Here is a 23,474-nt window from a genome sequence, read left to right as displayed (position 1 = left end):
GCTAACGCACCTCTTCAAAACCGGAGATAAAGCTTGTGATATTCGCGCCGAGGAAATCGCGATTATAGCCCCCTTCCTGCACCAGAACCGTCGGAAGATTGAGCTGCGCGATCCGCGCTGCAATCCGCCCAAACCCCTCCGTCGTAATGGAAAGCCCGATCAGCGGATCGCCCTCAAACGCATCAAGACCCAGCGCGATAAAAAGAACATCCGGCGCATAAGCCCGAAGCGCCGTCATAGCCTCCTCCATGCGGTCGAGGAAGGCTTCATCCGTGCTCTCGGGTGCGAGTGGCAGGTTCAGGTTATAGCCTTCACCTGCGCCTGCTCCGCGCTCATATGCATATCCGGCAAAGAAGGGATAGAAATCCGTCGGATCACAATGCATTGATATCGTAAAGACATCCGGACGGTCATAGAATATGCCCTGCGTGCCATTGCCATGATGCACGTCCACATCCAAAATCGCGACCCGGTTCACTGTCCGGCGCGCATACTCGGCGGCTATGGCGATATTGTTAAGGAAACAAAATCCTCCGGCTTGATCCTTGAAGGCGTGGTGCCCCGGTGGGCGGCATAGCCCATAGGCTGACAGGTTGTCCTTCAGGCTGGACAAGACATAGTCCGTCGCCGTTAGTGCTACATTGTTGGAAGCGACCGCCGCCTCCCATGTCATCGGGCCGACAGGCGCGGAGATATCGGTAGTATAAAAACCAACCTCGCCAACGATCCCGCTCGGCATCGACGACATATGCCGCCCCGGGTGAATGTTGGGGAGCACTTCCTCGCCGCCCATCTGCGCCGCCAACCAACGCGCATGTATGGTCTCGAGAAAATGAAGATAGCCCGGCGTATGCACCGCCGCCCGTGGGCTCGGACCAAAATCCGTCGGTGCCAAAATCTCATGACCGGCCTCTTTCAGCCCCTTAACCAGCGCATCCGCTCGGCCCGGTACTTCCTGCGGCTCATGAAATGCCCCGCCCTTGAAATATGTTTTCGGATCATGCTTTGCATGATCGGGGCTATAGATAATCTTCATGAATGGCTCCCTGCCCTGTTGTAATGACGTCTATATCATACAACACCGGACAGGAAACAGGTCAAGCCGCCTTGCGTTTTTTCCGGATCAATTCGAGTACTTCCGCAGCAGCCTTCGGAATATTGGTTCCGGGGCCGTAGATAGCGGCAACGCCCGCATCATAGAGCACGTCATAATCCTGCGCCGGAATCACACCACCGCAGACGACGAGAATATCTTCTGCACCCTGCTTCTTAAGCTCATCGATGATCTGAGGGACAAGTGTCTTGTGGCCCGCCGCCTGTGAGGAAATTCCGATGACATGGACATCGCTCTCGATCGCGTCCTGTGCGGCTTCTGCAGGGGTCTGGAAGAGCGGCCCGACATCCACGTCGAAGCCGATATCGGCGAACGCAGTCGCGATCACCTTGGCGCCGCGATCATGCCCGTCCTGCCCAAGCTTGACCACCAGCATACGCGGGCGGCGTCCTTCCTCACGAGTAAAAGCATCGATATCGTCGCTAATCTTCATAAAGCCCTCATCCCCCTCATAAGCTGCCCCATAAACTCCGGAAATGGAACGGATTTCCGCCCGATGCCGGGTGAAAACCTTTTCCATGGCGTCGGAAATCTCGCCAACGGTTGCCCGCGCCCGTGCGGCGTTTACACAAAGCTCCAGAAGATTTTCCTTGCCTTCTGCACCCTTTGTCAGGGCGACCAGCGCTGCCGTGCAGGCCGCGCTATCCCGCGTACTCCTGATTTTCTCAAGCCGCGCAACCTGCTGTCGGAGAACTTCCGTATTATCGACATCAAGAATTTCTATATTGCTGTCGTCCTTGTCGATCCGGTATTTATTAACCCCGACGATTACCTCTTCGCCGCGGTCAATGGCGGCTTGACGGCGGGCAGCGGATTCTTCAATCCGAAGCTTTGGCATCCCGCTTTCGACTGCTTTGGTCATACCGCCCATTTCCTCAACCTCCTCAATCAGCTTCCAGGCTTCCGCCGCGATGGAGTTGGTCAGGCTTTCCACATAATAGCTGCCGCCAAGCGGGTCGATCACATGAGGTATGCCGGTTTCTTCAGCGAGGATAAGCTGCGTGTTGCGGGCAATGCGCGCGGAGAAATCCGTCGGCAGCGCAATTGCCTCATCAAGCGCATTTGTATGCAGGCTTTGTGTGCCGCCAAGAACTGCCGCCATGGCCTCGTAAGCCGTGCGGATAACATTGTTGTAGGGGTCCTGCTCGGTCAGACTGACGCCTGATGTCTGGCAATGGGTGCGCAGCATCAGGGAGCTTTGGTTCTGTGGTTCAAACTGCTTTATCATTTTCGCCCAGAGCATTCTCGCCGCGCGCAGCTTGGCAATCTCCATAAAGAAATTCATGCCGATAGCGAAGAAGAAGCTGAGGCGTGGCGCAAAATCATCAATTTTCAGGCCGTACGCCATGGCGGCACGCGCGTATTCCAAACCGTCGGCCAGCGTAAATGCAAGTTCCTGCACCTGTGTCGCACCGGCTTCCTGCATGTGATAGCCGGATATGGAAATGGAGTTAAACCGCGGCATGTTGGCGGAGGTATAGCCGATGATATCGCCTATGATCCGCATGCTTGGCGCCGGCGGATAGATATAGGTATTGCGGACCATGAACTCTTTCAGAATATCATTCTGGATCGTGCCGGAAAGCTGCTCCGGCTTCACGCCCTGCTCTTCTGCCGCGACGATATAGTTCGCTAGAATTGGCAGAACCGCCCCGTTCATAGTCATGGAAACGGACATCTGATCGAGCGGAATGCTATCGAACAGGATTTTCATATCCTCAACACTATCGATAGCCACACCGGCCTTTCCGACATCCCCGACAACGCGTGGATGATCCGAATCATATCCGCGATGTGTGGCCAGATCAAAGGCAACGGAGAGGCCCTTCTGGCCGGCGGCTAAGTTACGGCGATAGAAAGCGTTTGATTCTTCGGCGGTTGAAAAGCCAGCATACTGACGGATCGTCCATGGGCGGTTGGCGTACATTGTCGCGCGTACACCGCGCTGAAATGGGGCAACTCCGGGCAAAGCGCCCTCCAATTCCATGCCTTCCAGATCGGCGGCTGTGTAAAGCGGCTTGACGGTAATTCCTTCGGGCGTTTCCCAATTAAGTTCATCCAGCTTGCGGCCGCGAAGTTCCTTCTCCGACAGCTTTTCCCAGTCCTGAAATGTTTGTTTTGGAAAGTCGCCCATAATTTCTTTTCCTTTTTATCCCGCCACACAATAAGCCGTTACCCAATCGACAGCCCATTCTGGCCGGGACCTATATCATAGAATTTTAAAAATACCAAACGAGCGTTAGCTTTACGATACAGCGAGCCTAATATGACGCATCGAAATCGACTTTTCTGTATACAATAATGCGAATTTATAGCCGGAAGGCGAGACATTTTTGACATAATGCTTACATATAAAACGTCTTACGATATGCCGTGCCATGTAAGTTTTTCCTGTTCTCGGCAGGATGGCTGCGTATAAATTAAAGTTGAGGACGTTATCCCCCTCACCCACAAATCAGGTTTGCAATGCGCCGTATTTCCCCCCGCAATTTTAAAACAGGTCAGGTAACGGCTATTCTAGGCCCGACCAATACGGGCAAAACGCATCTCGCGGTAGAACGGATGATTGGGCATGCGGACGGTATCATCGGCCTTCCTTTGAGATTGCTGGCGCGAGAGGTCTATGAACGTGTTGTTGCCCAAAAGGGCGCGGCAAACGTGGCCCTTGTGACCGGCGAGGAAAAGATCATCCCACCGCAAGCCGCCTATTTTATCTGTACTGTGGAAGCCATGCCGCTGGACCGCGGCTTTGAATTTCTGGCCGTGGATGAGATCCAACTCGCTGAAGATCCTGAACGCGGTCATATCTTCACAGACCGCCTGCTCTATGCACGCGGCCGCGAAGAAACTCTCTTTCTAGGTGCGGAGACAATCCGACCGTGGATAAAGCGCCTGATCCCGGAGGCGTCCTATATCTCCCGCCCGCGATTCTCAAAACTTGTCTATCGTGGCGCGAAAAAAATATCCCGGCTTCGGCCGCGCACGGCGATTGTCGCTTTTTCCTCTAACGATGTTTATGCCATCGCCGAATTGGTACGGCGACAGAGAGGCGGTGCCGCCGTCGTGATGGGCAGTCTATCCCCGCGGACACGTAACGCACAGGTCGAGCTTTATCAATCGGGCGATGTGGATTATCTCGTGGCGACGGACGCGATCGGCATGGGCCTTAACATGGATATCGACCATGTTGCCTTCGCTGGCACGGTCAAGTATGACGGCGCCATGTCTCGCCGTCTTCGCCCGGCGGAATTTGCCCAAATCGCTGGCCGCGCAGGACGTCATATGAACGATGGCACCTTCGGCACCACCGCCAATGTCGAGCCTCTGGAAGATGAACTCATAGAAAAAATCGAAAGTCATAATTTCGATCCAGTTAGTCAGATACGATGGCGCAATCTGGATCTCGAATTTACGACGGCCCGCGATCTCTTGAGGTCGCTTGAAAGGCTTCCCGGGATTGATGGCATGGTCTTACCCCGGGAGCCGGATGACCATAATGCGTTCAAGACGCTGATCAAGGATGAGGAGGTGCGCCGCCATTCACAGACGATGCCGGGCGTCCGCCAGTTATGGCAGGTCTGCCAGATACCGGATTTTCGCAAAACGATGCATGATGTTCATGTTCGTCTGCTGCGAGAAATATTCATGCACCTGCAAGGACCGACCGGAAAACTCCCTCCAGATTGGGTTTCCGGACATCTGAAAAGTCTGGAAAAAATTGATGGCGATATAGACACACTTGCAACACGTATTGCCCATACGCGCACTTGGACGTATATTTCCCATGTTTCCGATTGGATGGACGACTATAAATACTGGCAGGAAACGGCGAGAAATATAGAAGATAAATTGTCAGACGCTCTTCATGAGCGTTTGACACAAAGATTTGTAGACAGACGCACCGCAATGTTGGTGCGAAAACTGAAAGACCGAAGTCAATTGGAAGCACAGATAAGCGAGACCGGGGAAGTCCATGTTGAAGGACATTTTCTGGGCACCCTCTCAGGTTTGAGATTTAACGCCGATACCAGCCTGAATAATACCGAGGCCAGAACGCTCCGAAATATCGGAAACAAGGCTGTCGCTGCGGAAATTGCCGCGCGGGCGGCTCAGCTTGCCGCTGCGCAGGATGCCGATATTACCCTTGATCCAGAGGGCAAACTATTGTGGCAGGACACCCAAATAGCGAGCCTTGTCAAGGGAGAGACTTTTCTGAAACCTCGCGTCCAGTTGCTCGCGAGCGAGCAGTTAAATGGCAGCGCGCAGGATGCAGTCTCCAAACGATTAAATGACTGGATCTTAGCTCAAATCGAAACCCGACTGAAACCGCTTGTACAGCTCGAAACGCTGCCACTCACCGGCGCGGCGCGGGGAATCGCCTTCCAGGTCAGCGAGAACCTAGGTGCAATGCCGCGCTATAAACTTGGTGATCAGATTCGCCTTCTGGAGAAAAAAGACTACGGCCGATTGAAGTTTGGCGGCATTCGAGTGGGGTACGAGCATGTTTTTATGCCAATCCTGTTAAAGCCTGACCCAACCGCGCTTCGTTGTCTTTTATGGTCAATCTATCAGGAGCGCACTGAAATTCCGCCCGCCCCGCCCGCTGGCCGTGTTTCGTTTGAAACTGATGGCAGACTTCCCTGGACCTATTACCTTATCGCCGGCTATGCGGTTTTCGATAAGCTGGCAGTTCGGGTGGATATGCTGGACCGGCTCGCCGGATTGCTGCGTCGGGCATCTCGCGGCTTGCTCGAAGAAGCAGAACCCAAGAAAGAGACGAGCGACGCGCCAACGGCACCACAAGAAGAGGCCGCCACCGAAACGGATGTAAAAGAAACCGAAGCCGAAAAGGCAGAGATACTTTCGCATTCGATGGATACAGAGATCGCAAAGACTTCTCCCGCGCCAGAACAGCCAGCGGATGAGGCTCAACCCACGCCTGAGGTAACTGTAGCGCCGAGTGAGACACCGGAATCAGCCACCCCCGCAGTAACCACTTCGGAAGAGCAAGCCTCAACTGCAGCTACGCCTCAGGAAGTAAAGCCTGCAGCAGCAGGGACGAATGATCAAAAGAAAAAGGATCTGCCACGCAATCTGCCGTTCAAGCCAACGCATGAAATGCTTTCTCTCGTTGGGACCACGCGGGAGCAATTCTCGCTCATCCTTGATAAGCTCGGCTATGTCGCTGAAGGCGAAGGAGATGATCTTACCTATCGCAGAAAGGCCTTCAAAAAGAAAAAGAAAGGCCCAAAAACGGACCGCAAGGACAGGCCACAAGCCCATGCGAAGAAGGGAACCCAGAAACCTAATGACAAACGTTCTGCGCAAAAGCGGCCGCAACCGAAACCCAAGGAAATTGATCCAGATTCGCCTTTTGCGATTCTCAAGACACTCGGTAAAAAGTAGCGCATGATAGAAGGTGGAGGACCCGCAACTGCCAGCATTCGTGTTGATAAATGGTTATGGTATGCGCGGTTCTTCAAAAGTCGATCTATCGCAGCAAAGCTTGTTCAGTCCCGCAAGCTCCGCATCAACAGCATAATCGTTTCAAAGGCAAGTGCGGCGGTAAAGGCGGAAGATGTTCTCACGTTCGCGCAGGGTAAAAACATACGTGTAATCCGTATTTGTGATCTCGGCACCCGTCGAGGGCCCGCCCCGGAAGCCCAATCCCTTTATGAGGATCTGGCGCCCCTGGAAAAAAAGACGACAGAAGCAGACCCTGCCATCTCCCCTGTGGCGAAACGCGACAGCGGAGCGGGAAGGCCGACAAAAGCGGATCGACGAGCGCTTGACAAATTGCGCTCAAACGCCGAGGAATGAGCCAGATTCTTCGCGAAGGAGACCACGGTGACACGCCAGAATAATATTGCTCAATACATTACAACCTGGAACACGGACGATACAGGCTATTTCAAGGTTGCACGCGTCCTCTTGAACGAAACGAATGATGCCCGAAAGTTGGAAGTCGAGGCCAAGAGAGCCGCGCGGGACATCGAGGCGGAGGTGATGTATGCCTGGGGTCTTGGCACTCCGAAAAGCGATGCCTGGTGGCTCGGCTGGGGGGCTTTGATCTTGAAGAAGATATTCCGTTCTTCGCTGCGATGACAAAGGCCGAAGTGCAGGAAAAAATCAAGACGTTCGATCCGAAAGATAACGAGTTCGAGTGCGGCAACCTCGATGAGTATAAAGAAATGTTATTCAACGCCTATGATGAGGAATTGACTGCGGAAGATCTGACCCGTGGCTTTGAGGATTGGTTTAAAGCGCTCGATGAAGCGGCGCAGAAGACCTTGCTCAAAGACCTCCAGAGTTGGCAACGAAATTCAGAAGAAAAGTAAACTCTCCTCAAGAAAGTCCTCCCGTCATGGCCTATGTTTTTGACCCGATAGAAACCCCGACAGTTACTGTAGCGGGTACCGATCGCCGTTTTCCGGTAAGACGTATTTTCTGCATCGGCCGCAATTACGCGGAACATGCCCGTGAAATGGGAGGTGACCCTGACCGCGAACCACCCTTTTTCTTTACAAAGCCAGCGGATGCCGTCGTAGAGAGCGGCGCTGAAATCCGGTTTCCCAAGATCACAAAAGACCTTCATCATGAAGTTGAGTTGGTCGTTGCCATTGGCAAAAAGGGAGAAAATATCCTCGCAAGCGCCGCGAAGAAACATATCTTCGGTTATGCCGTCGGCATCGATCTTACCCGCCGAGACCTTCAGAAAATTGCTAAAGAGAAGGGGCGGCCATGGGATAGCGGCAAGGCGTTTGATCAATCCGCCCCCTGCGGTGTGATTACACCCGCCTCAGAATTAGCAGATATTGAGTCTGCGAAAATCTGGCTGACTGTAAACGACGAGGTTCGTCAATCTGCAACCATCGCGGACCTTGTCTGGTCAATCGAGGAAGTGATTGCGGCCCTTTCGGAGGCGTTTATCCTGATGCCGGGCGATCTGATCTACACTGGCACCCCCGCAGGCGTGGGCCCCTTAAGTCCCGGCGATCATATAACCGGGCATGTTGACGGTTTGGCCCCTATTGACGTCACGCTAACGCCATAGTTCTCCGACATTCGATCAACAATTTATTTGACTAGTCGGAACTCCACGATACATAGAAAAATAAAGCTAATTCTGACTTCTGCGCCAATGCGCGCCAAAGCAAACTTTATACAGGTGATCAATGCAGAACTTTCGAAATATTGTGACTTGTGGAGTAGCGTTGTTCGCTATTGCGTCATGCACGAGCAATAACGAATATCTCCAAAAGAGTATTGCCGCATTCGGTCCAAAAGATTGCAAACCAGTCGTTGAGCAACAAATCGATAGATTGAATATTGAGCGGAGCAAAATTTCAAAGATCGAGTATCTGACATATTACATTTCCGAGAGCGATGCTGGCGAAGAGTATAACTATCAGGGCTGGCTGAGCTTCAACAGCTGCAAAGGTAATTTCGTCGTTGATATGAATAAGTCATGCCAAATCGAGAGAACATATCTTATGGGAAATTGCAGGATGGAAGATATCGTTGCCCAGAAATAAATTTGGCACGGCGCGGTCGGAAAGCTGATTCGTGTTAACCATAACCTTATGAAAAATCAGTGTTTTTCTTCTGGGATAGCCAAACAGAAGCATATTTTTGCAGGTCTAGAGGATATTTTTCTTACATTTTTGAAATTTTCACCAATTTTATCGAAATTTTGGCCGAAATTAACCATAAAACTTAGTTTTTTGGTGGTTTCTGTGCAAAGTTCCCGTTAAAATCCTAAAAGTGATCCAAAACTATTTATATCGGTTTAATAGAAACAGGATTGCAACCAATCATTCGAGAATGAGACGGGAAAAGCGCATCATATGAGTTTCGCTCGCCACAATCGTGGAAGGCCTCTCTTCAGCCAGACTGACATTGTGTCAGCGCGGGAACGCGCGTTGGTTGCTGAAAACAGGCAGCTGCGTGAGAGGAATGAACGACTGAAGAACGCGATGCTTACGCTCGTCGAGCGGGTTGAGATGCAACTGCCATATCTCAAAGAAAACACCGCGACATTTGAACAATCAAAAGCGACCAATTCAAACCAGCAGAAGTCAGGCGAGCATGCTTATCGGGAGCGGTCCCGGCGGTATCGATATTCTCCTCCTCCCAAAATGGAGATTTATGAAACCTTCGAGGAACCGATCGAATTTGGTGAGCCTGCCCCACAAATGCGCTTTCGGTCGAACACGACATCACGCCAGGAAAAGCCAACGGCGCGCGCGCCTTATAAAACGGAAAGCCCCTCTGCGGATTATTTCATTTCGCCCGAGCTTGCACCGGAAGAAATTGATATCCTTAAGTCGCCAACCCGCAAGCGACCCCGCAAGAGGCCCGCTCAGCGCGAAACAGTTGATGTCGTAGATCTACATCCCGCCATAGAAACTGGCGCTGACAAAAACGAATGGTATGAATCAGGCGCGGCCAGCCCATCTGAAATTCCAGCTTTCGAATTTCCGGAAGAGGAAGAAATTATCGATATCGATTTCGAGCGCCGGGAAACGCTGCGCGCAGCCATGCGTCGGCGAGTAAATCGCCTACGCTGGTAAATCCCGAGAAGTTTCGCTATTCTCGACCCCCACTGTGATTTCATCCGTGGCAAACGCATATTCTGAAATACTGACATGTCCCAACTCGCCGATCGCCCAGAGGAAATTTCTCTGCCTGTTCTTTATAGTTTCCGCCGCTGTCCCTATGCGATGCGGGCGCGTATGGCGATTGCCTACTCTGTCGCGACGGTTGAACTGCGCGATATATTATTGAAAGACAAGCCAGCAGAGATGGTTGCCGCAAGCCCCAAAGCCACTGTTCCCGTGCTGACGCTGCCGGATGGCAGCGTGTTGGAGGAAAGCCTGGATATCATGCTCTGGGCGCTCGCACAGAACGATCCAGATGGATGGCTCCCTGAGGATGCAGCTACTCGTGAGGAGATCTTCGCCTTGGTCGAGGAAAATGACAGCCCGTTCAAGTCGAGTCTCGACCGGTATAAGTACCATGTTCGCTTTCCTGAAAAATCACGCGAAGATTACCGGCAGGACGGAGAGGCTTTTTTTCATAAGCTTGAGAAACGATTGGCAGATCATCCGTTTCTGGTGTCGACTAAGGTCACTCTCGCGGACATTGCTATTTTCCCTTTCATTCGGCAATTTGCGAATACCGACATCGACTGGTTTAACACAGCCCCTTATCCTCACTTGCAACGCTGGCTTGCCAGATTTCTTTCCTCAGATCGCTTCGCCTATATCATGAAGAAGCGGCCCATCTGGGTGAAAGGAATGGCGGGCGAATTATTTCCAGTTCCCGATGCAAGCTGAATTTTTTGGAGAGTCCGGGGCGGACTTCAGCCCCTGCGGAGCCTATCGCTATCGACTGTGGCGTCGATGGAGGGATGGGCCGAGCGTTGCCTTTATCATGCTTAACCCCTCCACCGCCGATGAATTCCGCAACGATCCTACCATCGAAAGATGCCACCGCCGCGCCGTCGATATGGGATATGGCGCCCTTGAGGTCGTTAATATCTTCGCCTATCGCGCAACGGACCCGAGGGAGCTTAAAAAATACGCTCACCCGATAGGTCCAAATAATGATGCCACCCTTCTGGAAACCGCGAGTAGGGCGGATATGGTGATTTGTGCTTGGGGTGGACACGGAAATCATCGGGACCGCCATACGGAGGTTCAGCGCCTGCTGAAAGAGCAAAAGATAATGCCGCATGTCCTGGCGCTTACCCAGAAAGGACTGCCCGGCCACCCCCTCTATCTGCCTTATTCACGGCAACCCGTCCCCTGGACAGATTTTTAGGATCAGAACTGCTATGGCGAAGCTGTATTTCAACTATTCCACCATGAATGCCGGAAAGTCGACCACTCTCCTGCAATCGAGCTTCAATTATCAGGAACGGGGAATGCGTCCCTTTCTCTTTACTGCCGCGCTTGATGATCGCTATGGAGTTGGAAAAATCTCCTCCCGCATCGGCCTGCAGGCGGAAGCGAGTCTTTTCTCAGCAGAAACCGATCTTTTGAAGGTCATTGAGGAAGACTTAGAGAACCAGCTGATCGACTGCGTCATGGTGGATGAAGCCCAGTTCCTGACCAAGGATCAAGTGTTCCAGCTTTCGGAAATTACGGACAAACTCAAAATCCCTGTTCTCGCCTATGGGCTTCGGACGGACTTTCAAGGCAATCTATTTGAGGGGAGCCAGTACCTCCTCGCCTGGGCGGATGAACTTCGGGAATTGAAGACCATCTGCCATTGCGGCAAGAAAGCCACCATGGTGATCCGCGTCAGCGAAGACGGACAACCCGTCCGGGAAGGCGCACAAAAAGAAATCGGTGGCAACGACCGCTACGTCGCCCTCTGCCGCCTGCATTTCAAGAAAGCCGTTTATCCATAAAAAATGCCGGCGCCCAATAGGCCCCGGCACTTATCTTTCTGTATGTCCGCCAGACTTTATGATGCCAGAGCAGCATATTTTTTGAAGTGATAATCGGTGTTGCCGAACAGCATTTCAAGAGTCGTCAGGCGCTTGAAATAATGGCCAATGGAATATTCGTCCGTCATGCCCATACCGCCATGCAGCTGGATTGATTGCTGACCGACAAACTTTGCGGCCTGCCCCACTTGTGCCTTGGCGGCGGCAACCGCCTTGCGACGCTCTGTTGCATCATCAAGGTCCAGCTTCATCGCCACCATATCGGACATGGATTTGGATTGCTCCGCCTCCATATACATATCGACCATGCGATGCTGTAGCACCTGGAACTTGCCGATCGGAGTGCCGAACTGCTTGCGTTCCTTCAGATATTCATTGGTGATATTGTTCGCGGCCTGCATTGCCCCCACGGCTTCAGCGCAGAGCGCAGCAATGGCCTGATCAACTACTTTTTCAATAACCGGGAAAGCCGCACCTTCCTCACCGAGCAGGGCATCAGCACCAACCTTAACATTCTCAAGCTTGATATCAGCGGCTCTCTGGCCGTCAATCGTACGATAATCACGACGACTTACACCATCGGAGTTATTATCAACAACAAAGAGTGAGATACCGCTCTCATCACGGGAGCCACCGCTAGTACGGGCCGAGACAATAATCTTGTCCGCCGTCGTGCCGTGATAGACAACGGCCTTATGACCGTTCAGTACATAGCCGTCGCCCGATTTGGTTGCCGAGGTTTCAACATCATTCAGATCAAAACGCGACTGCGGCTCCGCATATGCGAACGCAAGCATCATATTACCTTCGATGACTTGCGGAATAATCGCCTCGATCTGGGCCTCGTTGCCCGCTTCGGCAACAAGGCCTCCGCCAAGAATGACAGTGCTCAGGAATGGCTCCAGCACGAGGCCACTGCCCATATTCTCCATCATGATCGCTGTCTCAACGGCCGTGCCGCCAAATCCGCCGACTTCTTCCGGGAATGGGAGGCCCAACCAGCCTAGTTCCGCCATCTTTTTCCAATGGTCCCGGCTGAATCCGAGCTCCGTATCCGCGAGTTTCGCGCGTGCCTCGGCCGAATAGTTATCCTTCACGAACCGTTCGACACTGTCTTTGAGCATGTTCTGCTCATCGGAAAGTTCAAAATCCATTTTATAGTTATCCTTATAATCCCAGAACCATTTTGGAGACGATATTACGTTGAATTTCATTACTGCCGCCGTAAATCGTGGAGGCGCGCAAGTACAAATGCTCAGCCATCGGGCCATGCGCATAATCCGGCCCGACCGGGGCTTCATTACGGCCTTCGTAAGCGCGCTCAGCCTCATAGGGTGCGCCATACATGCCAAGGGATTCAACCAGTAAACCAGTCAACCGCTGCTGAATTTCCGACCCCTTGATTTTAAGAAGAGACGGTTCCGCCGAAAGCTGCTTACCACTGGCGATCATCGAGAGATATCGAAGCTCCGTATATTCAAGTGCCATCAAGTCAACTTCGATGCGTGTCAGCTTGTTGTTAAAATCCGTATCCTCAGCAAGCGGGCGTCCACCGCTGAGTTCAGTTTTTGCGATCTCCTTAAGCCGTTCAACCTGCCGTTTGGATCGGGCGACACGGGCAATGCCTGTCCGCTCATTCCCCAGCAGGAATTTGGCATAAGTCCAGCCCTTGTTCTCCTCACCAATGCGGTTGGCAACAGGAACCCTTACATCCTCAAAGAAGACTTCATTCAGACTGTGTTCCTTATCAATCACGGTGATTGGCTTAACGGTAATTCCCGGTGTCTTCATATCGATCAACAAGAAGGAAATGCCTTCTTGCTGCTTGACCGAGCTATCGGTGCGGACAAGGCAAAATATCATGTCCGCATATTGCGCGTAAGAGGTCCATATTTTCTGACCATTCACAACATAGTCGTCGCCATCACGAACCGCCTTTGTCTGGAGAGAGGCAAGGTCTGAACCCGATCCCGGCTCCGAATAACCCTGGCACCACCAGTCATCGGAATTTAGGATACGCGGCAAATACTTATCCTTCTGCTCCTGGTTACCGAAGGTATAAATCACCGGGCCAACCATGCTGACCCCGAACGGCGTCGCAATTGGGGCCGAAGCATGCCCGAACTCTTGCGAGGCGATGTATTTCTGTGTGAAGGTCCAGCCGGTACCGCCATACTCAACGGGCCAGTTCGGCGCCATCCATCCCTTTTCGTTTAGAATCTTCTGCCATCTGACTTGCCCTTCCTTAGTCGGATGCAGGCCGCGATCACATCGATCCTTAACGTCCGCCGGCAACGAAGTTGCGAGAAACTCTCTCACTTCATCACGAAACGCCAGATCTTCTTTACTAAATGATAAATCCATCGGGTTCTCCATTATTGTCATGGGTTTCTATAGGCCCATTTTTACCCCATGCTAAGACGGGTTTTTCTTCTTTGCAAGCGCAGCCTTCAGTATGTCGCTCCACCTTTCACAAGGCAAGTGTTCCCTTACGTAAACGGAAACAATGCCACACCTTAATTTGGCCAATCCATATTCAAAATTTCCGGAATCGGGCAAGTCCATCGCGTTCAATCTGCTGCACTAAACCAACTTCCCAGTCCAGATATTCCTGCATCCGACGCCTGATCGCCTCCGGGTCGTTCGTATCATAAGGCTTATACCAAACATCATCCGTACGACTTAACAGGTTCGTTTCACCACTCTCCATAGCGAGAGACGCGCTTGCCCACGCATTCGTTCCACCGTCAAGAACACGGACGATGGTTTGTGGACGCAACCGTTCAACTTCCGGCGCAGCAAGATGGGCTAGGTCTCCATCAGGGGATGTCAGGACAATTAATCCGACCGCCGGGATAAAAATGTGATCTTCCGCCAAACGCGCCCGAATTGCCCAATTGGCACCCGGAACATGACCGCTTCGGTATTCGAGAGAACTGGCCAAGTCAATCACAGCCACCGCCTCACCAGATGCCAGCACCGCATCGAGCTCCAGCGCGGAAAGAACCGGCGCTTTGGTGATTTCGGATATAGGCGCAGGCCCGCTTTCCGCCATATCCGCATCCGTCGCGGTGTATACATAGACGTCAGGCCAATCCATCTGGATCAGCCATGAGGCCGTCATCACGCCGCGCACGGCATCATCATCGATCAGCACGATCCGGCTATTGCGGACGCCGACATATTCATCCGTTGCCTGAACCAACTGACCTCCCGGCGCATGACGCGCGCCCGGAATATGTCCGGCAAGAAACTCTTCTTCACTTCGCACATCCAGCAAGTAAAGGCTGCGCTCTTCCGTGTTCAGCTGTAATGACCGCAACGCGGCTTGATCTATCCTTTTAACATCGAAGCGGGCAGCAACTTCTTTTGCCGACTGCTGACTGCGCGCGAGAGCCTGTTCCCCCGGCGAAGGAGCAATCTTATCTTCCCGATTTGCCAAATCCAGACCGGCCAAATGCCATCCCATAGTCCCGTCTTTCAATGCAGCAATCGGGTTTTTCACTCCCGCATTGATCAAGGATTGTGCACCAATAATGCTGCGGGTCCGGCCTGCGCAATTTACTACTATCTGAGTTTCTTCATCCCCAACCGTTTCATACACACGATGGACCAACTCTGCCCCCGGCATATCCACGCCGCCCGGTATAGACATGCGATGAAATTCAGGGAAAGGGCGGCTATCGAGGACAAAAATCTTCTCCCCCGCGTCTCGCCTCGCCGCCAAATCGGCGGCATTAATATGCGGCGTACCGTAAGTTTCTTCGACGAATTCACCGAACGCCTTGCTCGGCACATTAACACCGGAAAATAACTCGTAGCCAGCATCATGCCACCCGACAACGCCGCCTTCCACTAGGAATAAATTGCTAAACCCAAGTTCCTGGAGTTTTTCTGCAGCTCGCTCACCAAGCGGCAACTCCGGCCCCTGATCGAGAATATAGATTGGAGCCGATTTGCGCGGGAGCAACGCATTGGCCCTCAGTTCCAATTTACTGAGTGGCAGAGGAACGGCGAAATAAGGGTGCCCTTCGGAATGAACCCCATGCTCCCGCACATCGATGAGGGCGTACTCCTCCACGTTTTTCTTCATAATCGTGCGGAGAGCCGTCGGGGTAATTGTTTTGAAACTCAATTGCGTGCCTCACGGATATCTGTATGAGCGGGAAAAACTTTCCATTCCTTCGTATTGTTGTTCCAGAAGTTTCGTCCGTGCAATTGCTCAAGGCCAAGCCCGTACATATGGAAATTCAGGACCGGCTTGTCGGCCTCGATATGGATGGTATGGATTTCATCGGGAAGCATGGTCACACCTGTTCCCTGCTCCACCACATGGCTGGCAATTTGCTCAACCCCGTCCGGCACTTTTTTATAGAAACGGTTCTCCTCCTGCCCCTCAATTCCCACAATAACAGCCCATGTTGTGTGATCATGCGGCGGGGCATTTACCGATCCATCGGCGACGTTGAGATAAAGCGCAAACCCATGATCATCATCCTCAGACAGCCGATAGAGGCAGCTGCGGCGCTTGGAATCTGCGCCCGGTGGCGGAAAATCCTCAATCGAAAAAAGCTCCTTTCGACTGGCAAGTCCTATCAATTCTGCCCTGATATCGCCTAGCACCGCTTTCGTTATTTCCTGATTTTCCGCGGTCTGCCGAATTCTATCAACAGTATCTTTTACTGCGCTTTTGCGTTCTTCCTGCGCCATTATCTCACTCCCATTTTTTATTTGCCTTTATATTTACCATCCTGCACCCTTCAGGAAAAGGATTACCGCTAAAAATTCGAACAGGGGAGCTATTATGATGTTCAAGAAAATTGGTCTTTTTGTTGTCATCGTAATTGTTGTCCTGATCGGAGTAATGACATTTAACACCTTCACGAATACGGCAGACGACCCTATTTTCGAAGTGGTTGAGATGCCCGCAATCGACACCAATGCAGTCGCGGCGCGCCTCTCCGAAGCAGTTCGCATTAAGACCATCTCCACCGATGTCGGCGATCCTCCGGCAAGCGCGGAATTTGACCAGCTGCATCTTTTGATCACCAGCGCGTTTCCCCTTGTTCATGAGAATCTGAAGCGTGACGTGGTCGGGGATCATAGCCTGCTATATAGCTGGGAAGGCAGCGATACAAGTCTGCCGCCGGCGCTGCTGATGGGCCATATGGATGTGGTCCCGGTCGAACCCGGCACAGAGGGAGACTGGGAAGAAGATGCTTTCTCCGGTGCGATCAAGGACGGGAAAATTTGGGGGCGCGGCACGCTAGATGACAAGTTGTCCGTTTTTGCCATTTTGGAGGCAGCCGAACTTCAATTGGCCGCAGGCTTCAAACCTAAGCGTACGCTCTATTTCGCTTTCGGCCATGACGAGGAAATTGGCGGAGAAAATGGCGCGGGGAAAATCGCGGACTTGCTTGAAGAGCGCGGCGTCAAGCTTGCCTTCACGCTGGATGAAGGCATGGTGATTGTCCAAGGAATGATGCCCGGCGTAGAGGAACCAATTGCCTTTATTGCGCTTGCAGAAAAAGGATATCTTACCCTGAAGCTGACGGCCACGACGGAAGGCGGGCATTCCTCTATTCCTCCCAAAACAACAGCGATCGGGAAAATCGCGCGAGCTATCACCCGGCTTGAAGAAAATCGTTTTCCTGCGGCCCTCAACAGCCCAGCCTCTGACATGTTTGATACACTCGCGCCACATATGGGATTGCCGTTGAAGGCCATCATTTCGAACCGCTGGTTGCTTGATCCTCTGCTGGTCAGCGAGCTTGGTAAGGGCGGCGCGACAAACGCCATGGTCCGCACCACCACAGCCATCACCATTACAGAGGGCGGCACGAAAGATAATGTCCTCCCATCGACTGCCACGGCGACCGTTAATTTCCGCCTGCTCCCGGACACCAGCATTGATGATGTTGTTGATCACGTCACGAAGGTGGTGGACGATCCGGATATTAAAATCTCCGTCAAGCAGGGTAACGAGCCGTCACGAATTTCCAGTAAGTCGGGAGAGGGTTATCAACTGATCGAAAAAACTATTCGTGAAACACTACCCGATGTGCTGGTATCACCCGGTCTGATGCTGGCCGGATCGGACAGTAAACATTATGAAACCATCGCCGAGAACAGCTACCGCTTCCTGCCCATGCGCTTCGGCCCGGACGATCTTTCGCGGGTGCATGGCACGAATGAGCGGATTTACATCGATAACTATGTCGAGATCATCCAATTCTATCGCCGGCTTTTGGAGAATACCGGAGGCTAAGTCGTATCAGTGCCGCCGTGCCTGAACGATAACTGCGTCTATACTTTCTTCCCCAAGCGCCTTGATCGCCTCCAGACGATGCAATCCTTCAATCAGGACATAGCGATCCTGGCCGAGGCGGACCTGTATCGGTGATTTCTGGCCATTCTCCAATATATCCTCCGCCAGCGCGTCGACACGCGCCATGTCGAGAAGTTTACGGGCCTTGCTCGTAACATAAATCTTCTCGGTCTCGATAACGACGGTCTTCATCACGGCTCCAATTCAAGGAAAAATATATAGTGGCCACACTCTCAATATCTCACAAATCACTGTTTGGCGCGTCTAAATTTATATTTAGCGAATGGAGAAATGTTATGAAAATTACAGGCGACAGAGATAAGTGGGAATTTTATCAGGATCACAATGAAAAGCATCATAAATGGCGCTGGCGCCGCACAGCATCGAATGGGCGAATTGTCGGTGCCTCCACGCAAGGGTACGCGGAAAAGGAAGAATGCGTGGAGAATGCCGAACGGAACGGCTTTGTGAAATCGTCCGGGTAGATCTGTCTAGTTCAAGGAGGAGGGCACCGGACGCGGGTTGTCCTCCTCGCGAATTTCACCAAGCGCCTGGCGGATCACCACCCAGGCACCCTGCAAGGCGAGGAACGCCATTATCGCGGCAACGATAAAATCCGGCCAGCCCGTTCCAGTGCCGAAGACTCCCCAGCGGCAATCAGAACAGCAATATTACCAAGCACATCATTACGGGTGCAAAGCCAGACGGACCGCATATTGCTATCCCCTGCCCGATAGGACCATAAAAGGATAAAAACAGCGGCGTTGGCAATTAGGGCAACCGTACCCACGACACCCATGGTCATGGCGCCCGGTAATGTCCCGGAAATAACATGCGTAATGACATTCCCGATTACCCAAATCCCGAATACAGCCATGACCAAGCCCTTGAACAAGGCGGCCTTCGCCCGGACGCGCAGAGCCATGCCTAAAACGAAGAGGCTAATTGCGTAATTTCCCGCATCACCCAGAAAATCAAGCGCATCAGCCTGAAGCGAGGCAGAGCCCGCCGCCAGACCTGCAAGAATCTCAACCAGGAACATCCCGCCGTTGACAATCAAGGCAAACCACAGAACCAACCGGTATCGGCCGGTTTGCAGCTCCGCCCCCTTGTCGAAATTGGATCCCCCACAGCAATTCGTGCTCATCTTCTGAACTTCCTTATATCAAGACAACACGGTAGCATTCCCTATCCCTCTCACGTCAAGGGTCCTCCTTTTAGTTGCTAATGCGGCAACTCTCTTGCGCAATGAACAATAATTGCGATACTAAAAAAGAAAAATGATAAAGAGTTCCCTGCATGACCAGTTCCTCAATTCCGGAAGGCTTCCGCCTTTATGGCGCACGAAGCCCCTTCACATCAAAAATTGGCCCCCTCTACTACAAAGCTGATGGCGACGACTTTATATATGGTTTTCTCGCAGAGGAAGGCCATACCAATAGCAATGGTGTCGTACATGGCGGCATGCTGTTCAGTTTTCTTGACGACATTCTAGGGCATATCGTCTGGCGCTCCCTCAACAAAAAGCGCTGCGCGACAATCTCCATGAATTGTGACTTTGTCGCATCCGCCAAACCGGGCGACTGGGTGGAAGCGCGATCAGAAATCAGCCGCAAAGGCATGGCAGTAATCTTCATGCGCGGCGAACTACTGGTCAGAGGAGAGCGGATCTTGTCCGCTGACGGCATTTGGAAAATTATCGGGAAGTAAGAAGTATATGACCACGGAAATCTCGCTAGAAGCTATTGAAAGCGCCCGCAATCGGCTTGCTCCGCGCATCCGCCGAACACCTCAGATGATATTCACGCTAGATAGCGGACAGGAGGTATCGGCAAAGCTTGAGAATCTGCAGGTATCCGGATCCTTCAAAATTCGCGGCGCACTCAATACTGTTCTTGGCCTTTCGAAAGAAAAGTTGGAACGCGGCCTAGTCACGGCCTCTGGCGGTAATCATGGGATGGGTGTCGCAACTGCGGGCGCGATGACCGGAACGAAGACGACTATTTACCTGCCCAAAAACACGCCCCAATCCAAAGTCGACAAACTTCGGAAAATAGCGACGGAGGTTATTGTTTCAGGGTCGGTTTGGGATGATGCAAATGCCCTAGCCCTGACCGCGGCAAAAGAGGGAAAGCACTATGTTCACCCGTTTGCAGACACCAGTGTCATTGCCGGTCAGGGCACGATCGGCCTTGAAATACTGGAGGATGCCCCTGACCTCGATATCCTTCTGGTCGCCATCGGAGGCGGCGGCCTGATTTCAGGTGTGGCGTCGGCGGTGAAAGCAATTAAACCTAACATCAAGGTGATCGGCGTGGAGGCAATCGGTGCGCCCACTCTGAAAACAAGTCTTGATGCCGGAGAGCTCACTACGTTAGACAAAATTGAAACTAAGGCTAGTACGCTCGCCCCGCGTCGGTCAGAAGAAGTTAATTTTCGGATTATCTCCCGCCTCGTTGATGATATCCTCCTTGTCTCGGATGAGGACATGAAGAGAGCTGCGGAGTGGCTATGGCAGAACGTTGGTCTTGGCGTTGAACTATCTGCCGCCGCCGCAGTTGCGGCACTACAATCCGGACGGTTCTCCCCCGACCCTTCTGCGAAAACTGGCGTTATAATATGTGGCGCCGGACCCGACGGGTTTGACATTTCCGGAAAGTGAATTCTCTTCACACGGTTTCGATTGACCCTCCTTCCCTTGCGACGTAACCTGAGTTTAAACAGGGAATAATAATATGTTCTGGGGAGTTATATGTCTGAATTTCTATGGGAGAAGTCTTACCCAAAAGGGGTAAAATGGGAAATCGAAATCGAGGAAAAGCCGGTCTACAGCCTTCTCGATGAAGCCGTTAAAAAATGGCCCAACCAATATGCCATTGATTTCATGGACAAGCGGATCACCTATGCGGAACTCAATGACATGGTCGACCGAGCCGCAAAGGGTTTCCGTGAACTTGGCGTAAAGGAAGGGGTGCATGTCGGGCTGTACCTGCCAAACACACCTCATTACATTGTCTGCTTCTTCGGTATCCTGAAAGCGGGAGGCACGGTGGTCAACTATTCACCACTCGATGCAAAACGCGAATTGCGTCACAAGATTGAAGATAGCAATACGGATTTTATTGTTACACTTGATTTGGAAGTTCTTTATCCGAATATTGCGGCGATGTTGCAGGAGACCCGACTAAAGAAGATCATTGTTGGTTGTCTCAAGGAAGTTCTCCCATTTCCAAAGAATTTCCTGTATCCGTTGGTCAAATCAAAAGAGATTTCAAAAATACCGGCCGATGACAACCATCTCACATTCAAGCAATTGCTTGCCAATGATGGTCGTGGCGAGGCAAGCCCCGTTCCCGACCCATCGGAGCAGGTTGCGGTCTTGCAATATACCGGCGGTACTACAGGCCTTCCCAAGGGCGCTATGCTGACCCACAAGAACCTGATTGCGGCGTGTCAGCAACTGCGGGCGATGCAGCAGGGAGAAGATGCTGTCCTCATTGACGGAGCTGAAAAGGTACTTGCCGTTTTACCGCTTTTCCATATCTACGCTCTGACCGTCATTATGAATTTTGGGATTGCTGGCGGCGCAGAGATTATCCTTCATCCGAAGTTCGAGCTTGATGACGTGATGAAGGATATCGACAAGAAAAAGCCGACGATGTTTCCGGGCGTGCCCACCATGTATATGGCAATCGCCAACCATCCGGAGATTTCCAAATATGATCTGTCCTCCCTGAAATTCTGTGCCTCCGGCGGCGCTCCCTTACCGGTCGAAGTACAGGATCTGTTCCAGAAGGTGACCGGATGTCGATTGCTCGAAGGCTGGGGCATGACAGAAACATCCCCGTCTGGCACCTCCACACCAATGACGGACAAGCAGATTGCCGGTGCCGCAGGCGTTCCAGTCCCTGGCGTTGAAATTCGCATCCTTGATGTGGACGACAAGAGCAAGATCATGCCCACAGGAGAAATCGGAGAAATTACGATCAAGGGCCCGAATATCATGAAAGGCTATTGGAATAAACCCGAGGCCACAGAGGCGAGCTTCATCGGCGATTTCTTCCTGACCGGCGATACTGGTTTTATTGACGAAGAAGGGTATATGCATATCGTCGATCGGACCAAGGACATGATTACGTCTGGTGGCTTTAACGTATATCCGCGTATCATTGAGGAAGCCATATTTGAACACCCGGCCGTGGCCGAGGTGACAGTTGTCGGCATTCCCGATGATTATCGCGGAGAGTCAGCCAAAGCCTTTATCAAGCTAACACCGAGTGGCAAGGAATTCACTTTGGAAGAACTCCGCGAGTTTCTCGCAGATAAGCTGGGTAAGCATGAACTGCCAACGGCAGTGGAATTCCGGCCTGAGCTTCCAAAAACCCTGGTAGGTAAACTCTCCAAGAAAGAGCTTGTGGAAGAAGAAAAACTTAAATATGAGGCCCGCAAAAAGGCAGAAGCCTCTGCATGACTAGATGAAATGGAGCGCAAGAGGCGTGTATGAGTAAATTTCTTGCGATTGATTTTGAAACGGCGAATAACGCGCCAGATAGCGCCTGCGCCATCGGTCTCGTTCGGGGGAAAATGGAAAAATTGTTCAAGAAGAATCTTTCCTGATCCGCCCGCCGAGCCCGGAATTCTTTTTCACTCATATCCATGGACTGACATGGGAACATGTAATGGATGCGCCTGATTTCGGATTGCTCTGGCCGGACATTGCGCCTCTATTCGAAGGTGTGGATTTTCTCGCTGCACATAATGCAGGCTTTGATCTCGCGTGTGCTTAAAAGCTGCTGCTCCCTCCATGATCTCACAATGCCCCATCAGGAATTCACCTGCACGGTTAAGCTCGCCCGGGGCATGTGGGAGGTGCGGCCTACAAAACTTCCCAATGTTGCACATTTTCTGGGGCTGGACCTCAATCACCATGACGCCCTTTCCGATAGTCGGGCCTGCGCGAATATTGTCCTCGCCGCAGAGCGGGACGGATGGTCGTTTGATACAGGGTATGACAATGTCGGCGAGCGCTATATTGCCATTGATCAGATCTAAATTTCCCGAAATTATTGCGAATCGTTCTCAATATCTATTGACGGGATCGTTCGGCTAATATTTAATAATGCAAATCATTTGCAATATGGAAATGCCCGATGATCCGAATCAGATGCCTCTCACCCGCTGCAATGGCTTCTCTTCTCACAAAGACCGCAGAAGAACAACGTGCTGCCGGCGGACAGCCTTGCAAACATTTAAATGAAGGGTTTGGAGATCCGCATATTTTATATTATGCCAAGGCACAAAAGAAGGGCGGTCCCGGTAAACCCGGAACCGCCCTTAACTTTTCAATACGCTATATTCAGGCTGCAGCGCGTGTCGCGGCCTGGACTTTCTTCAACTGACGCCGGGCCGCGTGACGACCATGGGCTTTCAGATTCATTTTACGGGCTGCGCGCTGCTGATTGGACCGGCTGCTCTTGGTCAGTCCGCTCCCGCTTCCGCCGCCGCCTTTTTTACGGCTCTTGCCGCCCTGATTGCGGCCATTCCGTGCTGATCTCGCTGTCATGTGACTAGCTCCA

At 52.1% G+C, this 23,474-nt stretch carries 23 protein-coding genes and 1 pseudogene; 15 read left to right on the top strand and 9 right to left on the bottom strand.

The window, feature by feature from the left end:
* Window position 1 precedes the first annotated feature (1 nt).
* Both AC0L73_RS12285 and scpA read right to left on the bottom strand, forming a co-directional pair.
* Window positions 2–1,036: a histone deacetylase family protein gene (locus AC0L73_RS12285; RefSeq protein ID WP_473653863.1), complete on the bottom strand. Its 1,035-nt coding sequence runs from the start codon at window positions 1,034–1,036 to the stop codon at window positions 2–4.
* Window positions 1,037–1,097: 61 nt separating this feature from the next.
* Window positions 1,098–3,248, bottom strand: coding sequence for a methylmalonyl-CoA mutase (scpA, locus tag AC0L73_RS12280; protein WP_473653862.1), 2,151 nt, complete (start codon window positions 3,246–3,248; stop codon window positions 1,098–1,100).
* A gap of 332 nt (window positions 3,249–3,580) precedes the next feature.
* On the opposite strand from scpA, the gene AC0L73_RS12275 reads away from it, so the two are divergent.
* From AC0L73_RS12275 to AC0L73_RS12235, 9 genes are all read left to right on the top strand, one after another.
* A complete protein-coding gene (locus AC0L73_RS12275) occupies window positions 3,581–6,520 on the top strand; it encodes a helicase-related protein (protein ID WP_473653861.1) in 2,940 nt (979 codons plus the stop codon).
* A gap of 3 nt (window positions 6,521–6,523) precedes the next feature.
* The gene (locus tag AC0L73_RS12270; protein ID WP_473653860.1) at window positions 6,524–6,934 is read left to right on the top strand and encodes an RNA-binding S4 domain-containing protein; all 411 of its coding nucleotides are present in this window, start codon (window positions 6,524–6,526) and stop codon (window positions 6,932–6,934) included.
* A 27-nt stretch (window positions 6,935–6,961) separates the two neighbouring features.
* The gene (locus AC0L73_RS12265; protein ID WP_473653859.1) at window positions 6,962–7,219 is read left to right on the top strand and encodes a hypothetical protein; all 258 of its coding nucleotides are present in this window, start codon (window positions 6,962–6,964) and stop codon (window positions 7,217–7,219) included.
* A complete protein-coding gene (locus tag AC0L73_RS12260) occupies window positions 7,162–7,452 on the top strand; it encodes a hypothetical protein (RefSeq protein WP_473653858.1) in 291 nt (96 codons plus the stop codon). The genes AC0L73_RS12265 and AC0L73_RS12260 overlap by 58 nt, the downstream gene beginning before the upstream one ends.
* A 26-nt stretch (window positions 7,453–7,478) precedes the next feature.
* The gene (locus AC0L73_RS12255; protein WP_473653857.1) at window positions 7,479–8,168 is read left to right on the top strand and encodes a fumarylacetoacetate hydrolase family protein; all 690 of its coding nucleotides are present in this window, start codon (window positions 7,479–7,481) and stop codon (window positions 8,166–8,168) included.
* Between the two features lie 793 nt (window positions 8,169–8,961).
* Window positions 8,962–9,687, top strand: coding sequence for a hypothetical protein (locus tag AC0L73_RS12250; RefSeq protein WP_473653856.1), 726 nt, complete (start codon window positions 8,962–8,964; stop codon window positions 9,685–9,687).
* Between the two features lie 75 nt (window positions 9,688–9,762).
* On the top strand, window positions 9,763–10,452 hold the full coding sequence (locus AC0L73_RS12245; RefSeq protein ID WP_227947933.1) for a glutathione S-transferase: 690 nt from the start codon (window positions 9,763–9,765) through the stop codon (window positions 10,450–10,452).
* Window positions 10,442–10,939 carry a DUF1643 domain-containing protein gene (locus AC0L73_RS12240; protein WP_227947934.1) on the top strand — a complete coding sequence of 166 codons (498 nt, stop codon included), beginning with the start codon at window positions 10,442–10,444 and terminating at the stop codon, window positions 10,937–10,939. Before AC0L73_RS12245 ends, AC0L73_RS12240 begins: the two co-directional genes overlap by 11 nt.
* Before the next feature lie 13 nt (window positions 10,940–10,952).
* The gene (locus AC0L73_RS12235) at window positions 10,953–11,531 is read left to right on the top strand and encodes a thymidine kinase (protein WP_473653855.1); all 579 of its coding nucleotides are present in this window, start codon (window positions 10,953–10,955) and stop codon (window positions 11,529–11,531) included.
* 56 nt (window positions 11,532–11,587) lie between these two features.
* Here AC0L73_RS12235 and AC0L73_RS12230 read toward each other — a convergent pair whose 3' ends face one another.
* From AC0L73_RS12230 to AC0L73_RS12215, 4 genes are all read right to left on the bottom strand, one after another.
* Window positions 11,588–12,724, bottom strand: coding sequence for an acyl-CoA dehydrogenase family protein (locus AC0L73_RS12230; protein WP_227947937.1), 1,137 nt, complete (start codon window positions 12,722–12,724; stop codon window positions 11,588–11,590).
* A 13-nt stretch (window positions 12,725–12,737) separates the two neighbouring features.
* Entirely contained in the window at window positions 12,738–13,934 is a 1,197-nt protein-coding gene (locus AC0L73_RS12225) for an acyl-CoA dehydrogenase family protein (protein WP_473653854.1), read from the bottom strand.
* Window positions 13,935–14,106: 172 nt separating this feature from the next.
* Complete coding sequence (locus AC0L73_RS12220) at window positions 14,107–15,705, bottom strand: rhodanese-like domain-containing protein (protein WP_473653853.1); 1,599 nt, start codon at window positions 15,703–15,705, stop codon at window positions 14,107–14,109.
* Complete coding sequence (locus AC0L73_RS12215) at window positions 15,702–16,280, bottom strand: cysteine dioxygenase family protein (protein WP_227947940.1); 579 nt, start codon at window positions 16,278–16,280, stop codon at window positions 15,702–15,704. Before AC0L73_RS12215 ends, AC0L73_RS12220 begins: the two co-directional genes overlap by 4 nt.
* Between AC0L73_RS12215 and AC0L73_RS12210 the strand changes: the two genes are divergently transcribed.
* A complete protein-coding gene (locus tag AC0L73_RS12210) occupies window positions 16,261–17,838 on the top strand; it encodes a M20 family peptidase (protein WP_473653852.1) in 1,578 nt (525 codons plus the stop codon). The genes AC0L73_RS12215 and AC0L73_RS12210 overlap by 20 nt on opposite strands.
* Before the next feature lie 6 nt (window positions 17,839–17,844).
* On the opposite strand, the gene AC0L73_RS12205 is transcribed toward AC0L73_RS12210, so the two are convergent.
* Window positions 17,845–18,093 (bottom strand): ParB N-terminal domain-containing protein, encoded by a 249-nt coding sequence (locus AC0L73_RS12205; RefSeq protein ID WP_415776477.1) that lies wholly within the window; start codon window positions 18,091–18,093, stop codon window positions 17,845–17,847.
* Window positions 18,094–18,194: 101 nt separating this feature from the next.
* On the opposite strand from AC0L73_RS12205, the gene AC0L73_RS12200 reads away from it, so the two are divergent.
* A complete protein-coding gene (locus tag AC0L73_RS12200; RefSeq protein WP_227947942.1) occupies window positions 18,195–18,383 on the top strand; it encodes a DUF1508 domain-containing protein in 189 nt (62 codons plus the stop codon).
* A gap of 6 nt (window positions 18,384–18,389) precedes the next feature.
* Here the strand turns inward: AC0L73_RS12200 and AC0L73_RS12195 are convergent.
* Window positions 18,390–19,045, bottom strand: a pseudogene (locus tag AC0L73_RS12195) (cation efflux transmembrane domain-containing protein).
* Window positions 19,046–19,197: 152 nt separating this feature from the next.
* Between AC0L73_RS12195 and AC0L73_RS12190 the strand changes: the two are divergent.
* From AC0L73_RS12190 to AC0L73_RS12175, 4 genes are all read left to right on the top strand, one after another.
* Window positions 19,198–19,608, top strand: coding sequence for a PaaI family thioesterase (locus AC0L73_RS12190; protein WP_473653851.1), 411 nt, complete (start codon window positions 19,198–19,200; stop codon window positions 19,606–19,608).
* Between the two features lie 7 nt (window positions 19,609–19,615).
* On the top strand, window positions 19,616–20,560 hold the full coding sequence (locus AC0L73_RS12185; RefSeq protein WP_473653850.1) for a threonine ammonia-lyase: 945 nt from the start codon (window positions 19,616–19,618) through the stop codon (window positions 20,558–20,560).
* Between the two features lie 90 nt (window positions 20,561–20,650).
* Entirely contained in the window at window positions 20,651–22,369 is a 1,719-nt protein-coding gene (locus tag AC0L73_RS12180) for a long-chain-fatty-acid--CoA ligase (RefSeq protein ID WP_227947946.1), read from the top strand.
* A gap of 212 nt (window positions 22,370–22,581) precedes the next feature.
* Window positions 22,582–22,950 carry a 3'-5' exonuclease family protein gene (locus AC0L73_RS12175; RefSeq protein WP_473653849.1) on the top strand — a complete coding sequence of 123 codons (369 nt, stop codon included), beginning with the start codon at window positions 22,582–22,584 and terminating at the stop codon, window positions 22,948–22,950.
* Between the two features lie 304 nt (window positions 22,951–23,254).
* Here AC0L73_RS12175 and AC0L73_RS12170 read toward each other — a convergent pair whose 3' ends face one another.
* Window positions 23,255–23,461 carry a hypothetical protein gene (locus tag AC0L73_RS12170; protein WP_227947948.1) on the bottom strand — a complete coding sequence of 69 codons (207 nt, stop codon included), beginning with the start codon at window positions 23,459–23,461 and terminating at the stop codon, window positions 23,255–23,257.
* Window positions 23,462–23,474: the final 13 nt, after the last annotated feature.

It is taken from the genome of Sneathiella sp. D3-11 (assembly GCF_055809395.1).
The sequence above is the reverse complement of the archived record's forward strand: the minus strand, read 5'-3'. Positions and strand labels throughout refer to the sequence as shown.